This window comes from Wenyingzhuangia gracilariae, assembly GCF_056387575.1.
The window spans coordinates 1,412,108-1,432,787 of sequence record NZ_CM150748.1 but is presented as its reverse complement, the minus strand read 5'-3'; the positions used below and the strand labels follow the sequence as shown (position 1 = coordinate 1,432,787).

24 protein-coding genes and 5 tRNA genes are annotated in these 20,680 nt (G+C 32.9%); 24 read left to right on the top strand and 5 right to left on the bottom strand.

The genetic code is table 11. The features are described 5' to 3' along the window. The first annotated feature begins 68 nt into the window (after window positions 1-68). On the top strand, window positions 69-1,643 hold the full coding sequence (locus ACY2IJ_RS06230) for a solute:sodium symporter family transporter (RefSeq protein ID WP_476726286.1): 1,575 nt from the start codon (window positions 69-71) through the stop codon (window positions 1,641-1,643). 48 nt (window positions 1,644-1,691) lie between these two features. Next, complete coding sequence (fsa, locus tag ACY2IJ_RS06225) at window positions 1,692-2,342, top strand: fructose-6-phosphate aldolase (protein WP_476726285.1); 651 nt, start codon at window positions 1,692-1,694, stop codon at window positions 2,340-2,342. A gap of 76 nt (window positions 2,343-2,418) precedes the next feature. Here fsa and rlmF read toward each other — a convergent pair whose 3' ends face one another. From rlmF to ACY2IJ_RS06200, 5 genes are read right to left on the bottom strand one after another with little or no spacing between them, the layout of a single operon-like run. Continuing rightward, window positions 2,419-3,285, bottom strand: a complete 867-nt coding sequence (gene rlmF / locus ACY2IJ_RS06220) for a 23S rRNA (adenine(1618)-N(6))-methyltransferase RlmF (RefSeq protein WP_476726284.1) — start codon at window positions 3,283-3,285, stop codon at window positions 2,419-2,421. Window positions 3,286-3,302: 17 nt separating this feature from the next. Next, window positions 3,303-4,118: a DUF1853 family protein gene (locus tag ACY2IJ_RS06215; RefSeq protein ID WP_476726283.1), complete on the bottom strand. Its 816-nt coding sequence runs from the start codon at window positions 4,116-4,118 to the stop codon at window positions 3,303-3,305. Between the two features lies 1 nt (window position 4,119). Beyond that, on the bottom strand, window positions 4,120-4,806 hold the full coding sequence (locus tag ACY2IJ_RS06210) for an SIR2 family NAD-dependent protein deacylase (protein ID WP_476726282.1): 687 nt from the start codon (window positions 4,804-4,806) through the stop codon (window positions 4,120-4,122). A gap of 6 nt (window positions 4,807-4,812) precedes the next feature. After that, complete coding sequence (gene map / locus ACY2IJ_RS06205; protein WP_476726281.1) at window positions 4,813-5,577, bottom strand: type I methionyl aminopeptidase; 765 nt, start codon at window positions 5,575-5,577, stop codon at window positions 4,813-4,815. Window positions 5,578-5,617: 40 nt separating this feature from the next. Next, window positions 5,618-7,732, bottom strand: a complete 2,115-nt coding sequence (locus tag ACY2IJ_RS06200; protein ID WP_476726280.1) for a Tex family protein — start codon at window positions 7,730-7,732, stop codon at window positions 5,618-5,620. A gap of 111 nt (window positions 7,733-7,843) precedes the next feature. Between ACY2IJ_RS06200 and ACY2IJ_RS06195 the strand changes: the two genes are divergently transcribed. The 22 genes from ACY2IJ_RS06195 (at window position 7,844) to rplL (ending at window position 20,657) form a co-directional block, all read left to right on the top strand. Beyond that, window positions 7,844-8,071 (top strand): PspC domain-containing protein, encoded by a 228-nt coding sequence (locus ACY2IJ_RS06195; RefSeq protein ID WP_167185057.1) that lies wholly within the window; start codon window positions 7,844-7,846, stop codon window positions 8,069-8,071. Window positions 8,072-8,077: 6 nt separating this feature from the next. Next, window positions 8,078-9,070 (top strand): potassium channel family protein, encoded by a 993-nt coding sequence (locus ACY2IJ_RS06190; RefSeq protein ID WP_476726279.1) that lies wholly within the window; start codon window positions 8,078-8,080, stop codon window positions 9,068-9,070. Beyond that, complete coding sequence (locus tag ACY2IJ_RS06185) at window positions 9,063-10,673, top strand: alanine/glycine:cation symporter family protein (protein ID WP_476726278.1); 1,611 nt, start codon at window positions 9,063-9,065, stop codon at window positions 10,671-10,673. Before ACY2IJ_RS06190 ends, ACY2IJ_RS06185 begins: the two co-directional genes overlap by 8 nt. A gap of 15 nt (window positions 10,674-10,688) precedes the next feature. Further along, a complete protein-coding gene (locus ACY2IJ_RS06180; protein WP_476726277.1) occupies window positions 10,689-11,540 on the top strand; it encodes a helix-hairpin-helix domain-containing protein in 852 nt (283 codons plus the stop codon). Between the two features lie 23 nt (window positions 11,541-11,563). Then, entirely contained in the window at window positions 11,564-12,703 is a 1,140-nt protein-coding gene (locus ACY2IJ_RS06175; RefSeq protein ID WP_476726276.1) for an acyl-CoA dehydrogenase family protein, read from the top strand. Window positions 12,704-12,799: 96 nt separating this feature from the next. Continuing rightward, window positions 12,800-12,997: a 30S ribosomal protein S21 gene (rpsU, locus tag ACY2IJ_RS06170; protein ID WP_457822299.1), complete on the top strand. Its 198-nt coding sequence runs from the start codon at window positions 12,800-12,802 to the stop codon at window positions 12,995-12,997. Between the two features lie 77 nt (window positions 12,998-13,074). Then, on the top strand, window positions 13,075-13,584 hold the full coding sequence (locus ACY2IJ_RS06165) for a transposase (protein ID WP_476724099.1): 510 nt from the start codon (window positions 13,075-13,077) through the stop codon (window positions 13,582-13,584). After that, window positions 13,581-14,417: an IS3 family transposase gene (locus ACY2IJ_RS06160; RefSeq protein WP_476726541.1), complete on the top strand. Its 837-nt coding sequence runs from the start codon at window positions 13,581-13,583 to the stop codon at window positions 14,415-14,417. Before ACY2IJ_RS06165 ends, ACY2IJ_RS06160 begins: the two co-directional genes overlap by 4 nt. 80 nt (window positions 14,418-14,497) lie before the next feature. Then, window positions 14,498-15,394 (top strand): tyrosine-type recombinase/integrase, encoded by an 897-nt coding sequence (locus ACY2IJ_RS06155; protein WP_476726275.1) that lies wholly within the window; start codon window positions 14,498-14,500, stop codon window positions 15,392-15,394. Between the two features lie 5 nt (window positions 15,395-15,399). Further along, window positions 15,400-15,705: a ribosome hibernation-promoting factor, HPF/YfiA family gene (gene hpf, locus ACY2IJ_RS06150; RefSeq protein ID WP_476726274.1), complete on the top strand. Its 306-nt coding sequence runs from the start codon at window positions 15,400-15,402 to the stop codon at window positions 15,703-15,705. 106 nt (window positions 15,706-15,811) lie between these two features. Further along, window positions 15,812-15,885 (top strand) — tRNA-Thr (locus tag ACY2IJ_RS06145). A 32-nt stretch (window positions 15,886-15,917) separates the two neighbouring features. Continuing rightward, window positions 15,918-15,999 (top strand) — tRNA-Tyr (locus ACY2IJ_RS06140). Window positions 16,000-16,049: 50 nt separating this feature from the next. After that, a tRNA-Gly gene (locus ACY2IJ_RS06135) sits at window positions 16,050-16,122 on the top strand. Between the two features lie 21 nt (window positions 16,123-16,143). Next, a tRNA-Thr gene (locus ACY2IJ_RS06130) sits at window positions 16,144-16,216 on the top strand. 63 nt (window positions 16,217-16,279) lie between these two features. Then, the gene (tuf, locus tag ACY2IJ_RS06125; protein WP_476726273.1) at window positions 16,280-17,464 is read left to right on the top strand and encodes an elongation factor Tu; all 1,185 of its coding nucleotides are present in this window, start codon (window positions 16,280-16,282) and stop codon (window positions 17,462-17,464) included. A gap of 49 nt (window positions 17,465-17,513) precedes the next feature. Beyond that, window positions 17,514-17,586: transfer RNA gene (locus ACY2IJ_RS06120), tRNA-Trp, on the top strand. Between the two features lie 125 nt (window positions 17,587-17,711). Continuing rightward, a complete protein-coding gene (secE, locus tag ACY2IJ_RS06115) occupies window positions 17,712-17,903 on the top strand; it encodes a preprotein translocase subunit SecE (RefSeq protein ID WP_167185083.1) in 192 nt (63 codons plus the stop codon). Window positions 17,904-17,912: 9 nt separating this feature from the next. Further along, complete coding sequence (gene nusG, locus ACY2IJ_RS06110) at window positions 17,913-18,467, top strand: transcription termination/antitermination protein NusG (protein WP_476726272.1); 555 nt, start codon at window positions 17,913-17,915, stop codon at window positions 18,465-18,467. 77 nt (window positions 18,468-18,544) lie between these two features. After that, window positions 18,545-18,982, top strand: a complete 438-nt coding sequence (rplK, locus tag ACY2IJ_RS06105; protein WP_476726271.1) for a 50S ribosomal protein L11 — start codon at window positions 18,545-18,547, stop codon at window positions 18,980-18,982. Window positions 18,983-19,000: 18 nt separating this feature from the next. After that, a complete protein-coding gene (gene rplA, locus ACY2IJ_RS06100; RefSeq protein ID WP_476726270.1) occupies window positions 19,001-19,690 on the top strand; it encodes a 50S ribosomal protein L1 in 690 nt (229 codons plus the stop codon). Window positions 19,691-19,713: 23 nt separating this feature from the next. Continuing rightward, on the top strand, window positions 19,714-20,235 hold the full coding sequence (rplJ, locus tag ACY2IJ_RS06095) for a 50S ribosomal protein L10 (protein ID WP_476726269.1): 522 nt from the start codon (window positions 19,714-19,716) through the stop codon (window positions 20,233-20,235). A gap of 47 nt (window positions 20,236-20,282) precedes the next feature. Then, complete coding sequence (gene rplL, locus ACY2IJ_RS06090) at window positions 20,283-20,657, top strand: 50S ribosomal protein L7/L12 (protein ID WP_476726268.1); 375 nt, start codon at window positions 20,283-20,285, stop codon at window positions 20,655-20,657. Window positions 20,658-20,680: the final 23 nt, after the last annotated feature.

Genomic DNA, 20,680 nt, shown 5'->3' with positions numbered 1-20,680 from the left:
TAATTAATTCCAAAGTCTTATTGTAGGCTTTGGAATTTTTATATAACCCTTTTATAAAACAGAATCTTATGGGAATCATTTCATTTATAGGCTTTACATTACTGGTAGCAATTATATCATATTTAGCAACAAGAAATACTAACGAAAACACATCTGAGGGCTACTTTTTAGGAGGAAGAAGCTTAACAGCTACGGTTATTGCGGGTTCATTATTGTTAACAAACTTATCTACCGAGCAAATTGTAGGTCTAAATGGAGATGCTTATACAGATGGAATTTTAGTAATGGCATGGGAAACACTAGCTGCCATTGCCATGGTAATTACTGCAGTGTATTTATTACCACGCTATTTAAAAGGAGGTATTTCTACTATTCCCACGTTTTTAGAAAGAAGATTTGACAAAACCACAAAAGCTTTAACCTCCGGATTGTTCTTAACAGGATATGCCGTAGTGTTGTTGCCTATGGTTTTGTTTACAGGTTCTAAAGCCATTAGTGGTATGTTTAATGTGCCAGAAATGTTAGGAGTAAGTGATTGGGGAGCTGTTTGGATTTGTGTATGGGGAATAGGAATTATAGGTTCTATTTATGCCATTTTTGGAGGATTAAAAGCAGTGGCTGTATCAGACACAATTAATGCTATAGGGTTGTTAATTGGAGGATTGCTGATTCCTGTTTTTGGATTGATGGCCATAAGTGATGATGGAAGTCTTTTTAACGGTTTAACAAAATTAACAACAGAACATCCCGAAAAATTTAATGCCATTGGAGGTCCTGACTCTTCTATTCCGTTTACAACTATTTTTACAGGAATGATGTTGGTACAGTTGTTTTATTGGGGAAGTAATCAACAAATTATTCAAAGAGCCTTAGGAGCTAAAAACTTGGCAGAGGGACAAAAAGGATTGACCATTGCTGCTTTTATCAAAATATTAGGGCCAATTATAGTGGTCTTACCAGGTATTATTGCTTTTCATAAATACGGAACAGGGTTAAATACAAGCGATGTGTATCCTAAATTGGTTGCCGATGTGTTACCAGATGTATGGGTAGGTTTTTTTGCAGCAGTTTTGTTTGGTGCTATTTTAAGTTCATTTAACTCAGCACTAAACAGTTGTGTTACTTTATACGGAGTAGATATTTACAAACAATTTATAAATCACGAAGCTAATGATGCGATGATTGTTAGGAAAGGAAAAACATTTGGAGTTGTTTTGGCTTTTTTCTCTATGATTATAGCACCTTTTTTAGTGTATGCTGATAGTATTTTTGGATATTTACAAACGGTAAACGGAGCATACAGTGTGCCTATTTTAACAGTGGTTGTTATTGGTTTTGTAACTAAAAGAGTACCTGCAATAGCAGCAAAAATAGGAGTGTTGTTTGCATTTAGTATTTATGTAGCTTACATTGTATTGGCCAATGGTTTTGGTTTAATAGATTTGCATATGTTACACATGCAGGCAATAACTTGTGTGTTAACAATTATTATTATGTTGGTAATAGGTAAGTTAAAGCCAAGATCAGAAGATTTTGCACTAGCTTATACAAAACAAGTAGATGTTACTCCTTGGAAATTTGTAAAACCAGTAGGAGCTCTTATTTGTTTAATAGTGTTGTCAACTTATTTTATCTTTAGGTAGAAGACTAATTTTTAAAACAAAAAATAATTAATTAAAAATAAATAAAAAATGAAATTTTTTATAGATACAGCGAACTTAGATCAAATTAAGGAAGCGCAAGATTTAGGAGTGTTAGATGGTGTAACAACCAATCCGTCATTAATGGCAAAAGAAGGAATTTCTGGAGAAGAAAACATTTTACAACACTATCGCGATATTTGTGATGCTGTTGATGGAGATGTAAGTGCTGAGGTACTTTCTGTAGATTTTGATTCTATGGTAAAAGAAGGAGAAGCTTTGGCAGCTTTAAATCCACAAATTGTAGTAAAATTACCTATGATTAAAGATGGAATTAAAGCTTGTAGATATTTTTCTAGTAAAGGAATTAAAACCAATGTAACTTTAGTGTTTTCTGTAGGACAAGCATTATTAGCTGCAAAAGCTGGTGCAACGTATGTATCTCCATTTATTGGTCGTTTAGATGATATTTCTACAGATGGATTGCACTTGATTCAAGAAATTAGAGAAGTTTATGACAACTATGGTTTTGAAACTGAAATTTTAGCAGCATCAGTAAGACACACAATGCACATTGTAGATTGTGCTAAAATTGGAGCAGATGTAATGACAGGACCTTTAAAAGCTATTGAAGGTTTAATGAAACATCCTTTAACAGATAGTGGTTTGGCTACATTCTTAGAGGCTGCAAAAAATATGTAATCTATATTTATAATAGTATTTTAAAACTCTCTTTTCTTTTTAGAAAAGGGAGTTTTTTTAGAACTAAAGTGTGCTTTTAAAACCTCCAGGCCACAAATCTACTTTTTTTGTTTCCTTGTTCCATATCTACAATTCTAACTTCTGTAGGGTTGGTTTTGTTAATGGCTCTCTTTATGTTTTTTAAATGTTCTTTTTGAGAAACTAAAGAAGTAAACCAGGTTACTTGAGATTTGTATTGTTCACTTTCTAAAGCCATTTTTTTTACAAAAGCTTCTTCGCCACCTTTGTACCATAATTCATTAGAACGTCCACCAAAGTTTAAGGTTTCGGTTTCTTCAAGTTTTAAATTTTTTGCTTTCTGTTTGTTTTTTAAATCGGCTTCAAAAGAATTTTTAAAAAATGGCGGATTGCAAACAACCACATCAAAAAAGTCATTGGGCTGAATAATGTTGTCTAAAATGGAGTTTTTAAACTGTTGATGCCTAACATCAATAGTCTTTAAAAGAGGATTTTGTTCTATAATGTTTAGAGCATTGTTTACAGAATCTTTATCAACCTCACTAGCGGTGCATTTCCAATTAAAATGGCAAGTTCCTAAAATAGGATAAATTAAGTTGGCACCTGTACCAATATCTAAAAGCGATACGTTTTTTTTACCTTCTAGCAAATCTTGCACATGTAACAAATAATCTAATCTTCCTGGTATGGGAGGACAAAGATTGTTTTCTGGAATGTCCCAAAAAATTAAATTGTAATTCTTTTTTAACAACGCTTTGTTCAATTGTTTTACCGCTAACTTGTCTGCAAATTTGATGGTTTTGTTTCCGTAGGGATTGGTAAAAACATGATGTTTTAAGTCTGAATGAGCTTGAATAAGTTCGTCAAAATTATAATCACTATGAAAAGGATTGTTAGGATGCATTACTTGTTTTATTTGTTGCAAAGGTAGTGCAAACTAGATTACCAAAATGTAATAAAAAATCGTTCAAAAACGTCATTGTGTTTGATCCAAACTAAAGGGCTGTGTTGTACCGCTATTTGCTCTAAAATAATAGGTTTGGCTTCTGTAAAGCTCATCCATTCTTTATTGTGTTTTGGGTCTATTAACCAATCTTGTTTTTTAGGAACGTGGTACAAAGCCAATGGGAACAAATAATCTATTTCTTTGTGGCTAATGTAGTAGCCTTTAATACAGTTGTTATTAATATGCGGAAAAGTATGTTTTTTTAAACTTAACGGAATATATAGCTGTGCTTTAAAATGTACATTTTGGAGAATGTTATCTGTAGCAATTCCTTTGTTAGCTAATAGTTTTTTACAAACTGGGTGGTGAATTAAAGGGAACTGTTTTTCTTTAAGCTTGGTTAGTTTCTGAACCAAAGAATCTTTTAAGTTAGGGCCTACCCATCTATCTAACTCATAAGTTTTGTCTGTTTTGTACAAGTAAAATTTGTAAGTAAGTTCTATGTGCGTAATTCCTTGTGGAGTTTTGCAAATATAATCTAACTCTCCAATGGTTTGGTGTTTGTCTATTTGAATTTGCACATTGTTGGCTAGGGGAGTATAATCTGTTTGTGCTTCTAAATTTTTTTGATAAAAGACTTCTACTAATTTCCCTAATCTATGATGTTTGGCTGTATCAATATTAGAAAGATCTATGGTTTTAGCAAAAGGCAAATCAATTTGAGGATAGTCAAAAAAAGAATTGTTTAACCACAAGTTAGGTTGGTCTCTAAGTCCATGGTATTGATATGTAAGTTTTTCTAAATCCGTCAATTTACAAAGCTTTTAAATATTGTTCTAAAATCATCACTCCATTTACAGCAGATTTTTGAATACAAGTATAATGATTAGGAACTGTAATTTCATTTACTTTTGGGTCTATTATATAGACAGGGCAATTTTGTGGAACATTATAAATTAACCCTGCAGCAGGATACACTTGCAAACTAGTTCCGATAATTACAAATATGTCAGCAGTTTCGCAAATACTAGCAGCTTTGTCTAACATAGGAACTTCTTCTCCAAACCAAACAATATTGGGTCTTAGTTGGTGTCCTTGTGGGCAAACGTCTCCTAACTTGATTTTTTTTCCTGTAATATCAATTGTATAATTGGGGTTTTTAGTGCTTTTAGCTTCTGATAATTTTCCGTGTAAATGAATGACTTGTTTGCTGCCAGCACGTTCGTGCAAATCATCTACATTTTGAGTTATAATTTGAACGTTGTATTTGTCTTGTAATTCAGCCAGATACAAATGAGCCGCGTTGGGTTGTACCGTTTCTGCTTGTGCCCTACGCTGATTGTAAAAATCTAGCATTAATGCTGGGTTTTTATACCATCCGTCAATAGAAGCTACTTCCATCACATCATGGTTTTCCCATAAGCCGTTACTATCTCTAAAGGTTTTAATGCCACTTTCTGCACTAACACCTGCTCCGGTAAGAACTACTAGATTTTTCATGTTATGTTAGTTCCAAATCTTGTTAGATTCAGTTAAAATCACTGGCTCTTTATCCGTAATTAATATGGTTTGTTCATGCTGTGTAACATATCCTCCTTTATCACCAACCAACGTCCAACCATCATTTAATTCTAAAGCAATGGTAGATTTTGTTGATATAAAAGTTTCTATAGCTACTGTTGTATTCTTTTTAAATCTTTCACGGTTTGCTTTGACTCTATAGTTTAAAATATTTTCAGGTTCTTCATGCAAACTTCTTCCCACTCCGTGCCCTGCTAAATTTTTAATAACTTTAAATCCCTGTTTTTTAGCTTCCGTTTCAATCAGTTGTCCAATATCAGCTATTTTAACACCTCCTTTAATATTGTGAATTGCTTTTTTTAGAATGTTTTTAGAAGCGTTAACAAGTGGTTGATGATGATGTATGTCTTTTCCAAGTACAAAAGAAGCTCCATTGTCTGACCAAAATCCATTTAACTCAGCCGAAACATCAATATTTATCAGATCTCCTTCTTTTAATATTTTATTTTCTGATGGAATTCCGTGTGCTGCTTCTTTGTTTACACTGATACAAGTATAACCTGGAAAGTCGTAAGTTTCATAAGGTGCAGATTTTGCTCCGTAACTTTTTAAAATTTGACCACCATATTCATCTAATTCTTTGGTAGACATGCCAATAGTTGCATGTTCCATCATTAATTTTAGAGTAGTTCCAACCACTTCACTAATTTTTTTCATTCCAATAAGTTCGGATTCTTTTGTGATAGACATTGTGTATGTTTTAATTAAAACTAAAGTTAAGATTTGTTGTTTAAAACTTCATAGTCAAACCAATTCTTTTCTGATCTAAGTCTAGCTGTATAATTTTTACGTTTACCACTTGGTTTAATTGCAACACATCATTAGGTGATGAAATAAACTTATTGGTAATTTGAGAAATATGTACCAAGCCATTTTCTTTAATTCCTAAATCTATAAAAGCACCAAAATTGGTAATATTGCTTACTTGTCCTTTTAAAATCATTCCTTCGTACAAGTGATTGATGTTGGTAATGTTTTCATCAAAAACCAATTGATCGTCTTGATTTCTTGGATCCTGATTTGGTTTTGCCAATTCGTTTAATAAATCCGTTAACGATAAAGCTCCAATTTTTTCTTGTAATTCTTCATCATCTACCAAAACCAAAGCTTTTTCATTTCCAATTAAATCAGGAATAGTAAGATTTAGTTTTTTAGCTATTTGAGTTACTTCTTTGTACAATTCAGGATGAATACCAGTGTTGTCTAAAGGTTGATCTCCTTGCAAACGTAAAAAACCAGCACATTGTTCAAAAGCTTTGTTTCCTAGTCTTGGTACTTTTTTTAGTTGATTAATGTTGGTAAACTTTCCGTTTTCGGTTCTATAATCTACAATGTTTTGTGCCAAAGCAGGTCCAATTCCCGATATATATTGCAATAAATATTTGCTAGCGGTATTTAGTTGTACTCCAATTTTGTTTACGCATCTTTCTACAATATGATCTAATTCCAGCTTTAGCAAGGTTTGATCTACATCGTGCTGATATTGTCCTACACCAATAGATTTTGGATCTATTTTTACCAATTCAGCCAAAGGATCCATCAATCTACGGCCAATACTTACCGCACCACGAACGGTAATATCATGGTTAGGGAATTCTTCTCTTCCAATTTCAGAAGCAGAGTAAATAGATGCACCGTTTTCGTTGACCAAATAAATAGCAACCTTGGTGGTAAAAGATAGAGTTTTTACCAAGCTTTCGGTTTCTCTACCCGCAGTACCATTCCCTATAGCTATAGCTTCTATTTGATGTTTTTGAACCAAATTTAGTAATGTTTGTTTGCTTTGAGCATCTTGTTTTTGTGGCGGATGAGGGTAGATTACTGTATCTTCTAACAAATCTCCTTGAGCGTTTAAACAAACCACTTTACAACCTGTTTTAAAACCAGGATCTATAGCCAATACTCTTTTTTTACCAATAGGACTTGCCAGTAAAAGTTGTTCTAAGTTTTTAGAAAATACGTTTACTGCATCTATATCGGCTTTTAGTTTTATTTCTTTAAGGAGTTCTTTTTCTAAAGCAGGTTTTAAGTTTTTGCTATACGTACTTGCTATGGTTTGTTGTAATAGTTTACTTGCTTGATTGTTGCCTTTTATAAAGTTTTTTTCTAGCAAAGCAATAGCAGTTTGTTTGTCTACCGAAATACCAGAACTTAACAAACCTTCTTCCGTAGCCCTTAAAATAGCCAGTACTCGGTGCGATGGCACTCTGGTGGCTTTTTGTTCAAACTCAAAATAGGTTTTGTAAGTTTGGGCTTCTTGTTCTTTCCCTTTTTTTACTTTACTAGTTAAAAGACCGTCTCTAGTAAATAATCTTCGTAGCTGATTTCTACTATAGCTGTGTTCTGTAATCCATTCGCTTACAATATCCAAGGCTCCTGCAATGGCTTCTTCTTCTGTTTGAATAGCTCCTTTTACAAAACGATTGGCATTGATGTTACTTCCGTTCTGAGACATAATTATTTTAGCCAAACCTTCTAAGCCATTTTCTTTGGCAACACTTGCTTTGGTTTTTCGTTTGGTTTTATAGGGTAAAAACAAATCTTCCAACTCTTTTTTGTCCCAAGAGTTTTCAATTTTGTTTCGTAAGGTAGCATCGGTTATGTTTTGATTGTCAAGCGTTTCTAGTATATGTGCTTTTCTTTTGATGATTTCCTCAACAAGTATTGATTGTTTTTGAATGTTAAAAATTTCAAAATCTTCTAAACCACCTGTTTGGTCTTTTCTATAACGAGCAATAAAAGGAATGGTTGCTCCTTCATTTAAAAAGTTTAAAATGGTGTTTACCTTTCCTTCAGATATGTTTGTAAGCTTTGCAACTTGTAAAGCATGCTCAATATTTGTCATCTTTCATATTGTTTATAGGACAGTAAATATACTTTTATCCTAGATAATGTAGAAACTTAATTATTATTACTAGTGTCATTTTATTAACTTGCATCATATTGATTTTTTAGGATGAACTTGATTAATAAAATTCGCTACTTTTTTGAAAGACATGGTTTTGATGTTTCTTCAAGATTGGCAGATAGATTAGGGATGAGAACAGCCAATGTAAGGTTGTTTTTTGTGTATATTTCGTTTGTAACTTTAGGAGTTTCTTTCGGAATTTATTTAACCTTGGCTTTTTTATTAAAACTAAAAGATATGATAAGGACAAAAAGAACCTCTGTTTTTGATTTATAGAACTATATGTTAAACAAAATATATAAAGGCTTATTTTTATTTGCTGTTGTTCTTGCTATAGGAACTATAGTTTTCTTTTTGGCATTTAACTATACTTGGTTAGATGCTTTTTTTATGACCATTATTACCATTACTACAGTTGGTTTTGGAGAGGTACAACCGTTAGATAGTGGAGGAAAACTTTTTACTATTCTATTATTGTTAATGAGTATTGGGGTTTACGGATATTTAGTAACAGTTATTTCAGATTTTTTTTCAAACAATGTACTTATGGAAGCTTTTCGTATTAAAAAAGAATTAAAGGAAATTGCCAAGTTAGAAGGGCACACAATTATATGTGGTTTTGGTAGAAACGGAAGGCAATCTTACGAAAAATTAAAAAAATTTAACAAAACCTGTGTTGTAATAGAGCAAAATGAGGAGTTTATAGAGAACCCTATTTATCAAGATGTGCAATTTGTAAAAGGAGATGCCACCAATGATGATGTGCTAAAAAATGCAGGAATAGAAAAAGCTTCACATTTAATAGCTGCATTGCCTTCCGATGCTAATAATGTGTATATTGTGTTATCATCAAGACAGTTAAATGCAAATTTAGATATTGTTAGTAGAGCAAATGATGACAACGCAACAGAAAAATTAAAAATAGCAGGAGCCAATCATGTAATTATGCCCGATAAATTAGGAGGAGATCACATGGCTTCATTATTGGTAACACCAGATTTGGTGGAGTTTGTAAATAGAATTAATATGGAAGGTGATTCCAATGCCAATTTAGAAGAAATTGGAGTAGATGAATTGCCGGACGAATATATGATGAAATCTATTCAAGATTTAGACGTTCGCAGAAATTCAGGCTGTAACGTTATTGGTTTTATTACAGAAGATGATGAGTATATTGTAAATCCATCATCAAAAATGATTTTAAAACCACATTGCAGATTAATCGTTTTAGGAAGACCTGAACAAATTAAAAAATTCAAAGAAATTTATGAGTAAACAAATGAAACAACTATTAAGTCTAATCACATTATTAATTCCTACTCTTACTTTTGCTTCTATGGATGAAGTGATAGAAGAAAATTTTCAACCGGTTTCAAAAGCTGTAACCGAGGTGGTTTTCTATTCAGTACCCATAGGAACTAAAAATGTGCCTATTGTATTAATAGTTCTATTACTAGGAGCCTTGTTTTTTACCTTGTATTTTAAATTTGCCAATATAAGATTGTTAGGAGTTGCTTTTAAAGCTACAAAAGGTGATTATGATGAGTTAGATCATGCTTACGAAGAAGGAGAAAGTATAGAAAAAATTATCAATGTAGCAGAGTCTGATAAAACAAGAAAAACAACTCCGGTTATTGGAGAGGTTACACATTTTCAAGCGTTAACAGCAGCATTGTCTGCAACAGTTGGTTTGGGGAATATTGCAGGAGTTGCAGTGGCTATTGCTTTAGGAGGACCAGGGGCTATTATTTGGATGATATTAGCTGGGTTTTTAGGAATGTCTACCAAATTGGTAGAGGCAACTCTAGGGGTTAAGTATAGAGAAGTAGGTGCAGATGGTAAAATTTATGGAGGTCCTATGTACTACTTGAAAAAAGGACTGGGAGAGAAAAAATTAGTTGGTTTAGGAAAGGTTTTGGCAATTATGTATGCCATTTTTGTTGTAGGAGGTTCCTTTGGGGGTGGAAATATGTTTCAGTCTAACCAGGCAACTGCACAATTTATGTCTTTAACAGGCTTAGAGTCTGGGTTTATTTTTGGGTTGGTTTTAGCTGCATTGGTTGGAATTGTAATTATTGGAGGAATTAAAAGAATAGGAAAAGTAACAGAAAAAATAGTACCATTTATGGGAATACTATTCGTAGGAGCTTCTTTAGTGATTATATTTAAAAACTTTGACATGATTCCAAGTGCAGCTGTTCAAATATGGAAAGGTGCTTTTGAAAGTGATGCAATGTTAGGGGGAGTTGTAGGGGTAATGATTGTTGGTTTCCAAAGAGCAGCCTTTTCTAACGAAGCAGGAGTAGGTTCTGCATCCATTGCACATGCAGCGGTAAAAACAAAGTTTCCGGCTAGTGAAGGTATTGTAGCTAGTATTGGTCCTTTTGTAGATACAGTGGTTATTTGTACCATGACAGCTTTGGTAATTGTTATTACCAATTTAAAAAATAATTTGTTTGAATATGCTAACTTAGAAGGTAGCAATGTGGTAATGAACGGAACGGGACAAAAATTAGGAGGAGTAGATTTAACCTCTGCAGCATTTGATTCTGCCATACCTCATTTTTCTGTAGTATTAACTATTGCTGTAATTTTATTCGCTTTTTCTACCATGTTATCTTGGTCATATTATGGAATTCAAGGGTGGAGTTATTTGTTTGGAAAAAGTAAATTAGCAGACACTACTTATAAAGTATTATTTTTATTTGTAATTATTGTAGGAGCATCATCTAGCTTAAATTCTGTGGTAGAGTTTTCTGATTCTATGATTTTTGCCATGGTGTTTCCAAACGTAGTAGGTCTAATTATTTTAGCACCCAAAGCAAAACATGAAATTAAGCGCTATTTAACAGCAATTAAATACAAAGTAGAAGATTAAAATAAAAGTATAAAAATGAAAAAAATTAAGTCCTATTTCAGTTATTCTAAGAATCAACGAAATGGGATTTTTTTATTACTAATCTTAATATTAACGATTCAGACATTCTTTTATTTCAGTGATGGGAAAAAAACTCAGGAAAAGAAGCTAAGTCCAGTAGATTATACTATTCAAAAGGAATTAGATAGTTTGTTTTTAGTTACACATAAAGTGTATAAAATAAAAACATTCAATCCTAATTATCTAACAGATTATAAAGCATATCAAATGGGAATGTCTGTAGAAGAAATAGATAGACTGTTGGCTTTTAGAAAAAAAGGAATGTATATCAATTCAGTACAAGATTTTCAAAAAGTCACTAAGATATCAGATTCTTTGCTGCAACAAATAGCTCCCTATTTTAAATTTCCAGATTGGGTAAGTAAAAAACAACAACACAAGAAAGTTGTAGTGCCTAAAAAAATCATCGTAAAAGATATAAATACAGCTACAGAAGAAGATTTGATTAAAATTTACGGGATAGGTTCTAAAAGAGCAAACACCATTCTAAATTATAGAGAAAAAATTCAAGGATTTACCTTTATTCACCAGTTAGATGATGTTTGGGGATTGACTCCAGACGTGTTGACAAATCTTAAAAAAGAATTTCAAGTGCTTTCTAAACCTAAAATCGTAAAAATAAATGTAAATAAAGCAACGGTTAATCAGCTTAAAAGCATAATTTATATAAATTACAAACAAGCCCAATCTATCATTGAATATAGAAAAGAAGTTGCAGAAATTCAGAACTTAGCAGAATTAAAAACAATAAGCAATTTTCCAGTAGACAAATATGATTTAATAAGTTTATATTTGCACGCTCAATAAAACCAACTAAAACTTTTTTTTGAATGAATTTCGAGACGAATGAAACCCAAAAAATGATAGCAGAATCAATCAGAGATTTTGCAAAAATTCACATAGCACCTAATGTATACAAATGGGATGAGTCTCAGGAGTTTCCAATTCCTTTGTTTAAAAAATTAGGAGAAATGGGATTTATGGGAGTTATGGTTCCAGAAATTTATGGTGGTGCAGGATTAACGTATCATGAGTATATAACCGTAATAGAAGAAATTTCTAAAGTAGATCCTTCTATAGGGTTGTCTGTAGCTGCACACAATTCTTTGTGTACAGGGCATATTTTACAATTTGGAAACGAAGAGCAAAAAACAAAGTGGTTGCCAAAACTAGCTACAGCAGAATGGATTGGTGCTTGGGGTTTAACAGAGCACAACACAGGATCTGATGCAGGGGGAATGAGTACCACTGCAGTGTTAGATGGAGATGAATATGTGTTGAATGGAGCAAAGAATTTTATTACACATGCCATTAGTGGAGACATTGCTGTAGTAATTGCTAGAACAGGAGAGAAAGGAGATTCTCACGGAATGACTGCCTTTGTTATAGAAAAAGGAACTCCAGGTTTTAGTTCTGGTAAAAAGGAAGATAAATTGGGAATGAGAGCTTCTGAAACAGCAGAGTTGGTTTTTGATAACTGTAGAATCCCTAAAGAAAATGTGTTGGGGCAAGTAGGAGATGGATTTATTCAGTCTATGAAGGTTTTAGATGGAGGTAGAATTTCCATAGCAGCATTGTCTTTAGGAATTTCAAAAGGAGCCTATGGAGCAGCTCTAAAATATTCTAAAGAAAGAGTTCAGTTTGGAAAACCTATTTCAGCTTTTCAAGGAGTATCTTTTAAGTTGGCAGACATGGCTACAGAAATAGAAGCTTCAGAGTTGTTAACACATAAAGCAGCGGCTAAAAAAGAATTGGGAGAAAAAATGACAACCATTGGAGCTATGGCTAAAATGTTTGCCTCAGAGACCTGTGTAAAGGTTGCCAATGAAGCAGTTCAAATACATGGAGGATATGGGTATACAAAAGAGTTTCCTGTAGAAAAATTTTATAGAGATAGTAAATTATGTACTATTGGAGAAGGGACTACAGAAATACAAAAAGTTGTGATTTCAAGAAATATTTTAAAATAAGTGCTGTATATCATTATTTAAAACTATCTTTGCAGTCCAAAAAATAGAATTTATAAAATAAAAATATAAGACGACGATGAAAGGAGGTGCCTCAGTATGTTAATCATTCCAGTAAAAGACGGAGAAAATATCGATAGAGCGTTAAAACGTTTTAAAAGAAAATTCGACAGAACAAAAACAATGAAAACGTTACGTGAACGTCAACAGTATAATAAACCATCTGTAGTCAATCGTAAACAAAGAATTAAAGCTTCTTACGTTCAACGTTTAAGAACAAACGAAGAACAAGCTTAATAAGCTTTTTAAAGAATAAAAAACCCTGTGAAATTAGAGTGCCCCCAAAATGTTAGACACAATTTGGGGGTATTTTTATGTCTAGAAAAGTAAAATACACATTAGGCTTTAAACAAGAATGTGTGAAGTTAGTTCTTAAAGGAGAACGCTCTATAACTAGTTTGAGTAAAGAGCTAGGTTTTGATAGTTCTCTTCTTTCTCTTTGGTGTAGGCAATATGAACACAAAGGAGTTCAAGGTTTGTTACCAAAGATAAATAAACAATATACATCATCATTTAAACTTGATGTTTTACAACGAATAGAAAAAGAACATCTTTCTTTAGAGCAAGCATGTATTCTATTTGATATTGGAAGTGGTGCTAGTATTATTAATTGGCAAAGAAGATATAAATCCTTAGGTTTGAAAGGTCTTAAAAATCAACCTAAAGGAAGACCTATCGGAATGAAACCCAAGTCTAGAAAAAATAAATCTATACCATTAACTAGAGAAGAAAAACTTTTAAAAGAGAATCAATCTTTAAAAGCAGAACTTGATTTGCTAAAAAAGTTACAAGCCTTAGCTCAAGCCAGAGAGAAAAAGCAATAGTCATAAATGAGTTAAGGCATAAGCATGATTTGTCGGTATTGTTACATCATGCAAAGATGGCTAGAAGTAGTTTTTATTATCATTTACAAAAAAGTAAAGAGCCTGATAAATATGAATCTATAAAAAGGTTTATTACTCAAATCTACCATCAACACAAAGGTAGGTATGGTTATAGAAGAATCACTTTAGTACTAAACAACAGAGGGATTATCATCAATCATAAAACAGTATTAAGACTAATGAAGTCCATGGGGTTAAAATCTTTGATTAGAGTTAAAAAGTATCGTTCTTACAGAGGAAGTCAAGGTAAAATAGCTCCCAATATACTTAAACGGAATTTTAAGGCTTCTAAAACCAATCAAAAATGGGCTACAGATATTACAGAGTTTAAAGTTAAAGGTCAAAAACTTTATTTGTCTCCAATTATTGATTTATGTAGTAGAGAAATCATTAGTTATCAAATTTCTAGGAGTCCTAATTTTAGACAAATAACTCAAATGCTGGGGAAAGCTTTTAAAAAGTATAAAGCAGCAAATGTGTTATTACATTCGGATCAAGGATGGCAATATCAAATGGAAAAATATCAGAATATCTTAAAAAAGAACAAGATGATTCAAAGTATGTCTAGAAAAGGGAATTGTTTAGATAATGCTATTATTGAAAATTTCTTTGGAACTTTAAAATCTGAGCTGTTTTATCTAAAACAATGGAACTCGATTGAGCAATTAGAAAAGGAAATTAATGAATATATTTGCTATTATAATAATGATAGAATATCAGTAGCTTTAAATGGAATGAGCCCGATAAAATATCGAGCTCATATCAATAATTAATTTTTTAACCGTCCAACTTTTTGGGGGCTGTCCAAATTCACAGGGTTTTTTTGTACCTTGAATTTAAATAAATGTTGCTGATGGAGTTGTTACATAAATTTATAGAATACCTTTCGTTAGAAAAAAAATATTCAAAACATACAGTGATAGCGTATCAAAAAGACATTCAAGATTTTTTTGAGTATACGAGTCAGGAGTTTTCTGTGTCAAACGTCAATCAAATAGAAGCTGTCTATATCCGATCATGGATTGTATTTTTACATCAACAAAACTTATCAAACCGATCAATTAATAGAAAGTTAACAGCTCTAAAAAGTTTTTATAGTTTTTTATTAAAAATAGAAGAAGTTATCGTTAACCCTTTATCGCATTTAAAAAGTCTAAAAACCCCAAAAAAAGTAATCACTCCTTTTAATGAAAATGAAATAGAAATAGCATTACAGCTAGTAGATGACTCTTTAACACCACTAGAACAAAAAAGAAACAAATTAATAATTCACTTATTATACGCTACTGGAATTAGACAAGCAGAACTTATAGGCTTAAAAGTGGCAGATGTCAATGTACAAGAAAAAATAATTAAAGTTTTAGGAAAAAGAAATAAAGAACGCATTGTACCCATTTATCAAGAGTTAATATCAGATATAGAGGCTTATAGAGAAGAGAGAGATAAAATAGCAAACAACAATCTATATTTTTTTGTGACAAAAAAAGGAGTTAAAGTTTACAGTGCTCTTGTTTATCGTGTTATAAATTCATATTTTAGTAAGGTCTCCACTAAACAAAAAAAGAGTCCACATGTATTAAGACACTCTTATGCAACGGATTTGGTAAATAATGGAGCAGATCTAAACTCAGTAAAAGAGTTGCTAGGACACTCAAGTTTAGCTGCTACACAAGTATATACCCATAATAGTTTAGACAAGTTGAAACAAGTGTATAACCAAGCACATCCTAGAAGTGCTAAAAAAAAGTAAGTCGTATGAAAGTAAATGTTCAGTCAGTAAATTTTACAGCAGACAAAGATTTAGTTGTGTTTGTAAATAAAAAGGTAGAGAGTTTGGAAAAATACCATGATAAAATAGTCGATGGAGAGGTCTATTTAAAAGTTCAACAAACAAGCGAGAAAGAAAACAAAGTAACAGAATTAAAGTTGAATATTCCTGGACATGATTTAATTGTGAAAAAAGAATCAAAAACCTTTGAAGAAGGGATTAGTTTATGCTCAGATTCAATGAAAAGGCAGTTAATGAAAATAAAAGAAAAGGAAAGAGAACTTCAACATTAAAAAAAAATAAAATATTCCATTTTTTTTTTGGATGATATCTAAAACTTTATAAATTTGCAGTCCGTTAAGATAGCGGGCTGCTTTTTTATGCAGCAACTATCAAAAAGCCGATATAGCTCAGCTGGCTAGAGCAGCTGATTTGTAATCAGCAGGTCGTAGGTTCGAGTCCTATTATCGGCTCAATTTAAAAAGGTTCTTTTAAATTATGGATTGGTGAGATACTCAAGTGGCCAACGAGGGCGGACTGTAAATCCGCTGACTATGTCTTCGAAGGTTCGAATCCTTCTCTCACCACAACAAAGGCTTAATAAAATTAGGTTCTTTCTGATGTAAATCAGTAAATTGCGAAAGTAGCTCAGTTGGTAGAGCGTCAGCCTTCCAAGCTGAATGTCGCCGGTTCGAACCCGGTCTTTCGCTCAAAGAAATAAAAATTACCAGGCCGGTGTAGCTCAGATGGTAGAGCGCATCCTTGGTAGGGATGAGGTCACGGGTTCAAGTCCCGTCATTGGCTCAAAGAATAAAAAGGTTTAAAAATAAACACTAATTATATAACTAAGAATTAAAATTAATAATCATGGCAAAGGAAACATTTGACCGTTCGAAACCGCACTTAAACATCGGTACAATCGGACACGTTGACCACGGTAAAACTACTTTAACTGCAGCTATAACAACTGTATTAGCTTCTAAAGGTCTTTCTGAATTAAAGGATTTCGATCAAATTGATAACGCTCCTGAAGAAAAAGAAAGAGGTATTACTATTAACACTTCTCACGTAGAGTACGCTACTGAAAACCGTCACTATGCTCACGTTGACTGTCCAGGTCACGCCGATTATGTAAAGAACATGGTAACTGGAGCTGCGCAAATGGATGGTGCTATTTTAGTGGTTGCTGCTACTGATGGACCAATGCCACAAACTCGTGAACACATCTTATTAGGACGTCAGGTAGGTATTCCTCGTATCGTTGTTTTCTTAAACAAAGTTGATATGGTTGACGATGAAGAGTTGTTAGAGTTAGTAGATATGGAAGTTCGTGATTTATTATCTTTCTATGACTATGATGGTGATAACACTCCGGTAATCCAAGGATCTGCTTTAGGAGGGTTGAATAATGAGCCTAAATGGGTTGATTCTATCATGGAATTAATGGATGCTGTTGATTCTTGGATTGAAGAGCCACAACGTGAAGTTGACAAGGATTTCTTAATGCCAATTGAAGATGTATTCTCTATTACAGGACGTGGTACTGTTGCTACAGGACGTATTGAAACTGGAGTTGCTAATACTGGAGATTCTGTTGATATCATCGGTATGGGAGCTGAAAAATTAACGTCTACTATTACTGGAGTTGAAATGTTCCGTAAAATATTAGATAGAGGTGAGGCAGGAGATAACGTAGGTATCTTATTAAGAGGTATTGAAAAAACTCAAATCAAGAGAGGAATGGTAATCTGTAAGCCAGGTTCTGTAACTCCACACGATAAGTTTAAAGCTGAGGTGTATATCTTGAAAAAAGAAGAAGGTGGACGTCACACTCCATTCCACAACAACTACCGTCCACAGTTCTATGTACGTACAACTGACGTAACAGGTACTATTAACTTACCTGATGGAGTTGAAATGGTAATGCCAGGAGATAACTTAACAATTACTGTAGACTTACACTCTCCAATTGCAATGAACATTGGATTACGTTTTGCTATCCGTGAAGGAGGTAGAACAGTAGGAGCTGGTCAGGTAACTGAAATTTTATAGTCAATAGACTAATTATATAAGGAGCTTGTATAAAAGCAAGCTCCAATTTACGGGCGTAGCTCAGTTGGTAGAGCACTGGTCTCCAAAACCAGGTGTCGGGAGTTCGAGTCTCTCCGCCCGTGCAAAATAATAAAGGAATTATATGTATATATAATTCCTTTTTTTACCAATCAAGTTAAAAAAAGATATAAAGTTATTTGTGTGTTGAATAATTTTATATCTTTGCACGACTTTTTAAGAGAATAAAATGAATATTATTAATTACATAAAATCATCCTTTATTGAGTTAAAAGATGAAATGACATGGGTATCTAAAGAAGAAGCTCAAAAATCAACTGTTGTTGTCGCTATTTTTACAATATTGTTCGCAATAACTGTTTTTTTGGTAGATCAATTTTTTCAAACGGGCCTAGAGTGGTTTTTTAATATTTTAAAGTAAAAGTAAATTATGGCTGATTCTGTAAAGAAATGGTATGTGGTTAGGGCTATAGGAGGTCAAGAAAACAAAGTAAAGACCTATATAGAGAATGAAATTTCTCGTTTAGGTTTGTCTGATTATGTAGATCAGGTTTTAGTGCCAACAGAAAAAGTTGTACAAGTACGTAATGGGAAAAAGTCTACTAGAGAAAGAGTTTATTTTCCAGGATATGTAATGGTAGAAGCAAATTTAGCTGGAGAAGTACCCCATGTAATAAAAGCAGTAACAGGAGTTATTGGGTTTTTGGGAGAAACAAAAGGTGGAGATCCTGTGCCAATGAGACAGAGCGAAATAAATAGAATGTTAGGTAAGGTTGATGAATTGACTGTTCAGCCAGATCATAACATTGCAATTCCTTATACTGTAGGAGAAACTGTAAAGGTAATAGATGGGCCTTTTAACGGTTTTGATGGAACGATTGAAGTAATACATGAGGAAAAGAGAAAGCTTGAAGTAATGGTGAAAATTTTTGGTAGAAAAACACCATTAGAGTTGAACTATATGCAAGTAGATAAAATATCATAAATAAAGAGTGTTACAAATTAATTTTGTGTTTTGCTTCCAACTGATAACACAGGGTTTAATTTAATTTTATATTAAAAATGGCAAAAGAAGTAAGTAAGATTGTAAAATTACAGGTAAAAGGAGGGCAAGCAAATCCTTCACCACCAGTAGGTCCTGCTTTAGGTGCTGCCGGAGTTAACATTATGGAGTTCTGTAAGCAATTTAATGCTAGAACTCAAGACAAACAAGGAAAAGTATTACCAGTAGCAATTACTGTGTATTCTGATAAATCTTTTGAGTTTGTTGTTAAAACTCCACCAGCCGCAGTTCAAATTTTAGAAGCTGCAAAAATTAAAAGTGGATCAGGTGAACCTAACCGTAAAAAAGTAGCAAGCATTACTTGGGATCAAGTAAAAGCAATTGCAGAAGACAAAATGCCTGACTTAAATGCATTTAATGTAGAGTCAGGGATGAGAATGGTTGCAGGAACAGCAAGATCAATGGGTATAACTGTAAGCGGAGATGCTCCTTTTTAAATAATAAACTAAGAAAAAATGGCAAAATTAACAAAAAAGCAAAAGGAAGCTAAAGCTAAGATTGACAGTTCTAAAGTTTATTCTTTGAATGAAGCATCAACACTAGTTAAAGAAATCACATCTGCAAATTTTGATGCATCTGTAGATTTAGCAATCCGTTTAGGAGTAGATCCTAGAAAAGCAAATCAAATGGTACGTGGAGTTGTAACATTACCTCACGGAACAGGAAAAGACGTTAAAGTATTAGCATTAGTAACACCAGATAAAGAAGCTGAAGCGAAAGAAGCAGGAGCTGATTATGTAGGTTTAGATGAGTACTTGGCTAAAATTAAATCAGGTTGGACAGATGTTGATGTAATCATCACAATGCCATCTTGTATGGGTAAATTAGGACCGTTAGGACGTGTTTTAGGACCAAGAGGATTAATGCCTAACCCTAAGACTGGAACTGTTACTATGGATATTGCAAAAGCAGTAAAAGAAGTAAAAGCAGGAAAAATTGATTTTAAAGTAGATAAAACTGGAATTGTACATGCTGCAATTGGAAAAGTTTCTTTTGATGCTGATAAAATCACTGAAAACGCTAACGAATTAATTCAAACAATTATTAAGTTAAAGCCAACTGCTGCTAAAGGAACGTATATTAAGAGTGCATTTATCTCTTCTACACAGTCTCCTTCAGTTCAGTTAGATACTAAATCGCTTTAATTAGCTGTTAAAACTCATATACAATGACAAGAGAAGAAAAATTTCAAGTAATTGAAGATTTAACAAGCCAATTAGCGGAGAATTCAGTTATCTATATTGCTGATATATCAGGATTAGATGCTGCTACAACTTCTAACTTAAGAAGAGCTTGTTACAAAGCAGATATTAAATTATCTGTTGTAAAGAACACATTGTTAGAAAAAGCAATGGAAAAGTCTGAAAAAGACTTTGGAGATTTACCATCTATTTTAAAGGGTAATACATCTGTATTATACTCAGAAACAGGAAATGCTCCAGCAAAATTAATTAAAGAGTTTCGTAAAAAATCAGATAAGCCTCTTTTAAAAGGAGCATATGTTGAAGAAGCTGTTTATATTGGTGATAACCAACTAGAACCTTTAGTAAATATCAAATCGAAAGAGGAAGTTATTGGAGATATTATTACCTTATTACAATCGCCTGCTAAGAATGTTATTTCAGCATTACAATCAGGAGGTCAAAAATTATCTGGAATTGTTAAGACATTGTCTGAACGTCCAGAATAGGCTAAGCGCACAAATAAATTAATATACAAATTACAAAATCACACAAAATGGCAGAATTAAAAGATTTCGCAGAACAATTAGTTAACTTAACAGTTAAAGAAGTAAATGAATTAGCAACTATTTTAAAAGATGAGTACGGTATTGAGCCTGCTGCTGCAGCTGTTGCTGTTGCTGGTGGAGCTGCTGCTGGAGGAGAAGCTGCTGAAGAAAAAACTGAATTTGACGTAGTTTTAAAAGAAGCTGGAGCATCTAAATTAAAAGTAGTTAAAGCTGTTAAAGAATTAACTGGTTTAGGATTAAAAGAAGCTAAAGAATTAGTTGACGGAACTCCATCTAACATTAAAGAAGGAATTTCTAAAGAAGAAGCAGAAGGAATCAAAGCTTCATTAGAAGAAGTTGGTGCAGTAGTAGAATTAAAGTAATTCTTACTCTACAAAACCTAATA

Excerpts from the sequence above, each read along its gene's own strand:
- ACY2IJ_RS06230 (WP_476726286.1), top strand. The coding sequence starts at position 69 with ATGGGAATCATTTCATTTATAGGCTTTACATTACTGGTAGCAATTATA.
- fsa (WP_476726285.1), top strand. The coding sequence starts at position 1,692 with ATGAAATTTTTTATAGATACAGCGAACTTAGATCAAATTAAGGAAGCG.
- ACY2IJ_RS06210 (WP_476726282.1), bottom strand. The coding sequence starts at position 4,806 with ATGAAAAATCTAGTAGTTCTTACCGGAGCAGGTGTTAGTGCAGAAAGT.
- map (WP_476726281.1), bottom strand. The coding sequence starts at position 5,577 with ATGTCTATCACAAAAGAATCCGAACTTATTGGAATGAAAAAAATTAGT.
- ACY2IJ_RS06200 (WP_476726280.1), bottom strand. The coding sequence starts at position 7,732 with ATGACAAATATTGAGCATGCTTTACAAGTTGCAAAGCTTACAAACATA.
- ACY2IJ_RS06195 (WP_167185057.1), top strand. The coding sequence starts at position 7,844 with ATGAACTTGATTAATAAAATTCGCTACTTTTTTGAAAGACATGGTTTT.
- ACY2IJ_RS06190 (WP_476726279.1), top strand. The coding sequence starts at position 8,078 with ATGTTAAACAAAATATATAAAGGCTTATTTTTATTTGCTGTTGTTCTT.
- ACY2IJ_RS06185 (WP_476726278.1), top strand. The coding sequence starts at position 9,063 with ATGAGTAAACAAATGAAACAACTATTAAGTCTAATCACATTATTAATT.
- ACY2IJ_RS06180 (WP_476726277.1), top strand. The coding sequence starts at position 10,689 with ATGAAAAAAATTAAGTCCTATTTCAGTTATTCTAAGAATCAACGAAAT.
- ACY2IJ_RS06175 (WP_476726276.1), top strand. The coding sequence starts at position 11,564 with ATGAATTTCGAGACGAATGAAACCCAAAAAATGATAGCAGAATCAATC.
- rpsU (WP_457822299.1), top strand. The coding sequence starts at position 12,800 with ATGTTAATCATTCCAGTAAAAGACGGAGAAAATATCGATAGAGCGTTA.
- ACY2IJ_RS06165 (WP_476724099.1), top strand. The coding sequence starts at position 13,075 with ATGTCTAGAAAAGTAAAATACACATTAGGCTTTAAACAAGAATGTGTG.
- ACY2IJ_RS06155 (WP_476726275.1), top strand. The coding sequence starts at position 14,498 with ATGGAGTTGTTACATAAATTTATAGAATACCTTTCGTTAGAAAAAAAA.
- hpf (WP_476726274.1), top strand. The coding sequence starts at position 15,400 with ATGAAAGTAAATGTTCAGTCAGTAAATTTTACAGCAGACAAAGATTTA.
- tuf (WP_476726273.1), top strand. The coding sequence starts at position 16,280 with ATGGCAAAGGAAACATTTGACCGTTCGAAACCGCACTTAAACATCGGT.
- secE (WP_167185083.1), top strand. The coding sequence starts at position 17,712 with ATGAATATTATTAATTACATAAAATCATCCTTTATTGAGTTAAAAGAT.
- nusG (WP_476726272.1), top strand. The coding sequence starts at position 17,913 with ATGGCTGATTCTGTAAAGAAATGGTATGTGGTTAGGGCTATAGGAGGT.
- rplK (WP_476726271.1), top strand. The coding sequence starts at position 18,545 with ATGGCAAAAGAAGTAAGTAAGATTGTAAAATTACAGGTAAAAGGAGGG.
- rplA (WP_476726270.1), top strand. The coding sequence starts at position 19,001 with ATGGCAAAATTAACAAAAAAGCAAAAGGAAGCTAAAGCTAAGATTGAC.
- rplJ (WP_476726269.1), top strand. The coding sequence starts at position 19,714 with ATGACAAGAGAAGAAAAATTTCAAGTAATTGAAGATTTAACAAGCCAA.
- rplL (WP_476726268.1), top strand. The coding sequence starts at position 20,283 with ATGGCAGAATTAAAAGATTTCGCAGAACAATTAGTTAACTTAACAGTT.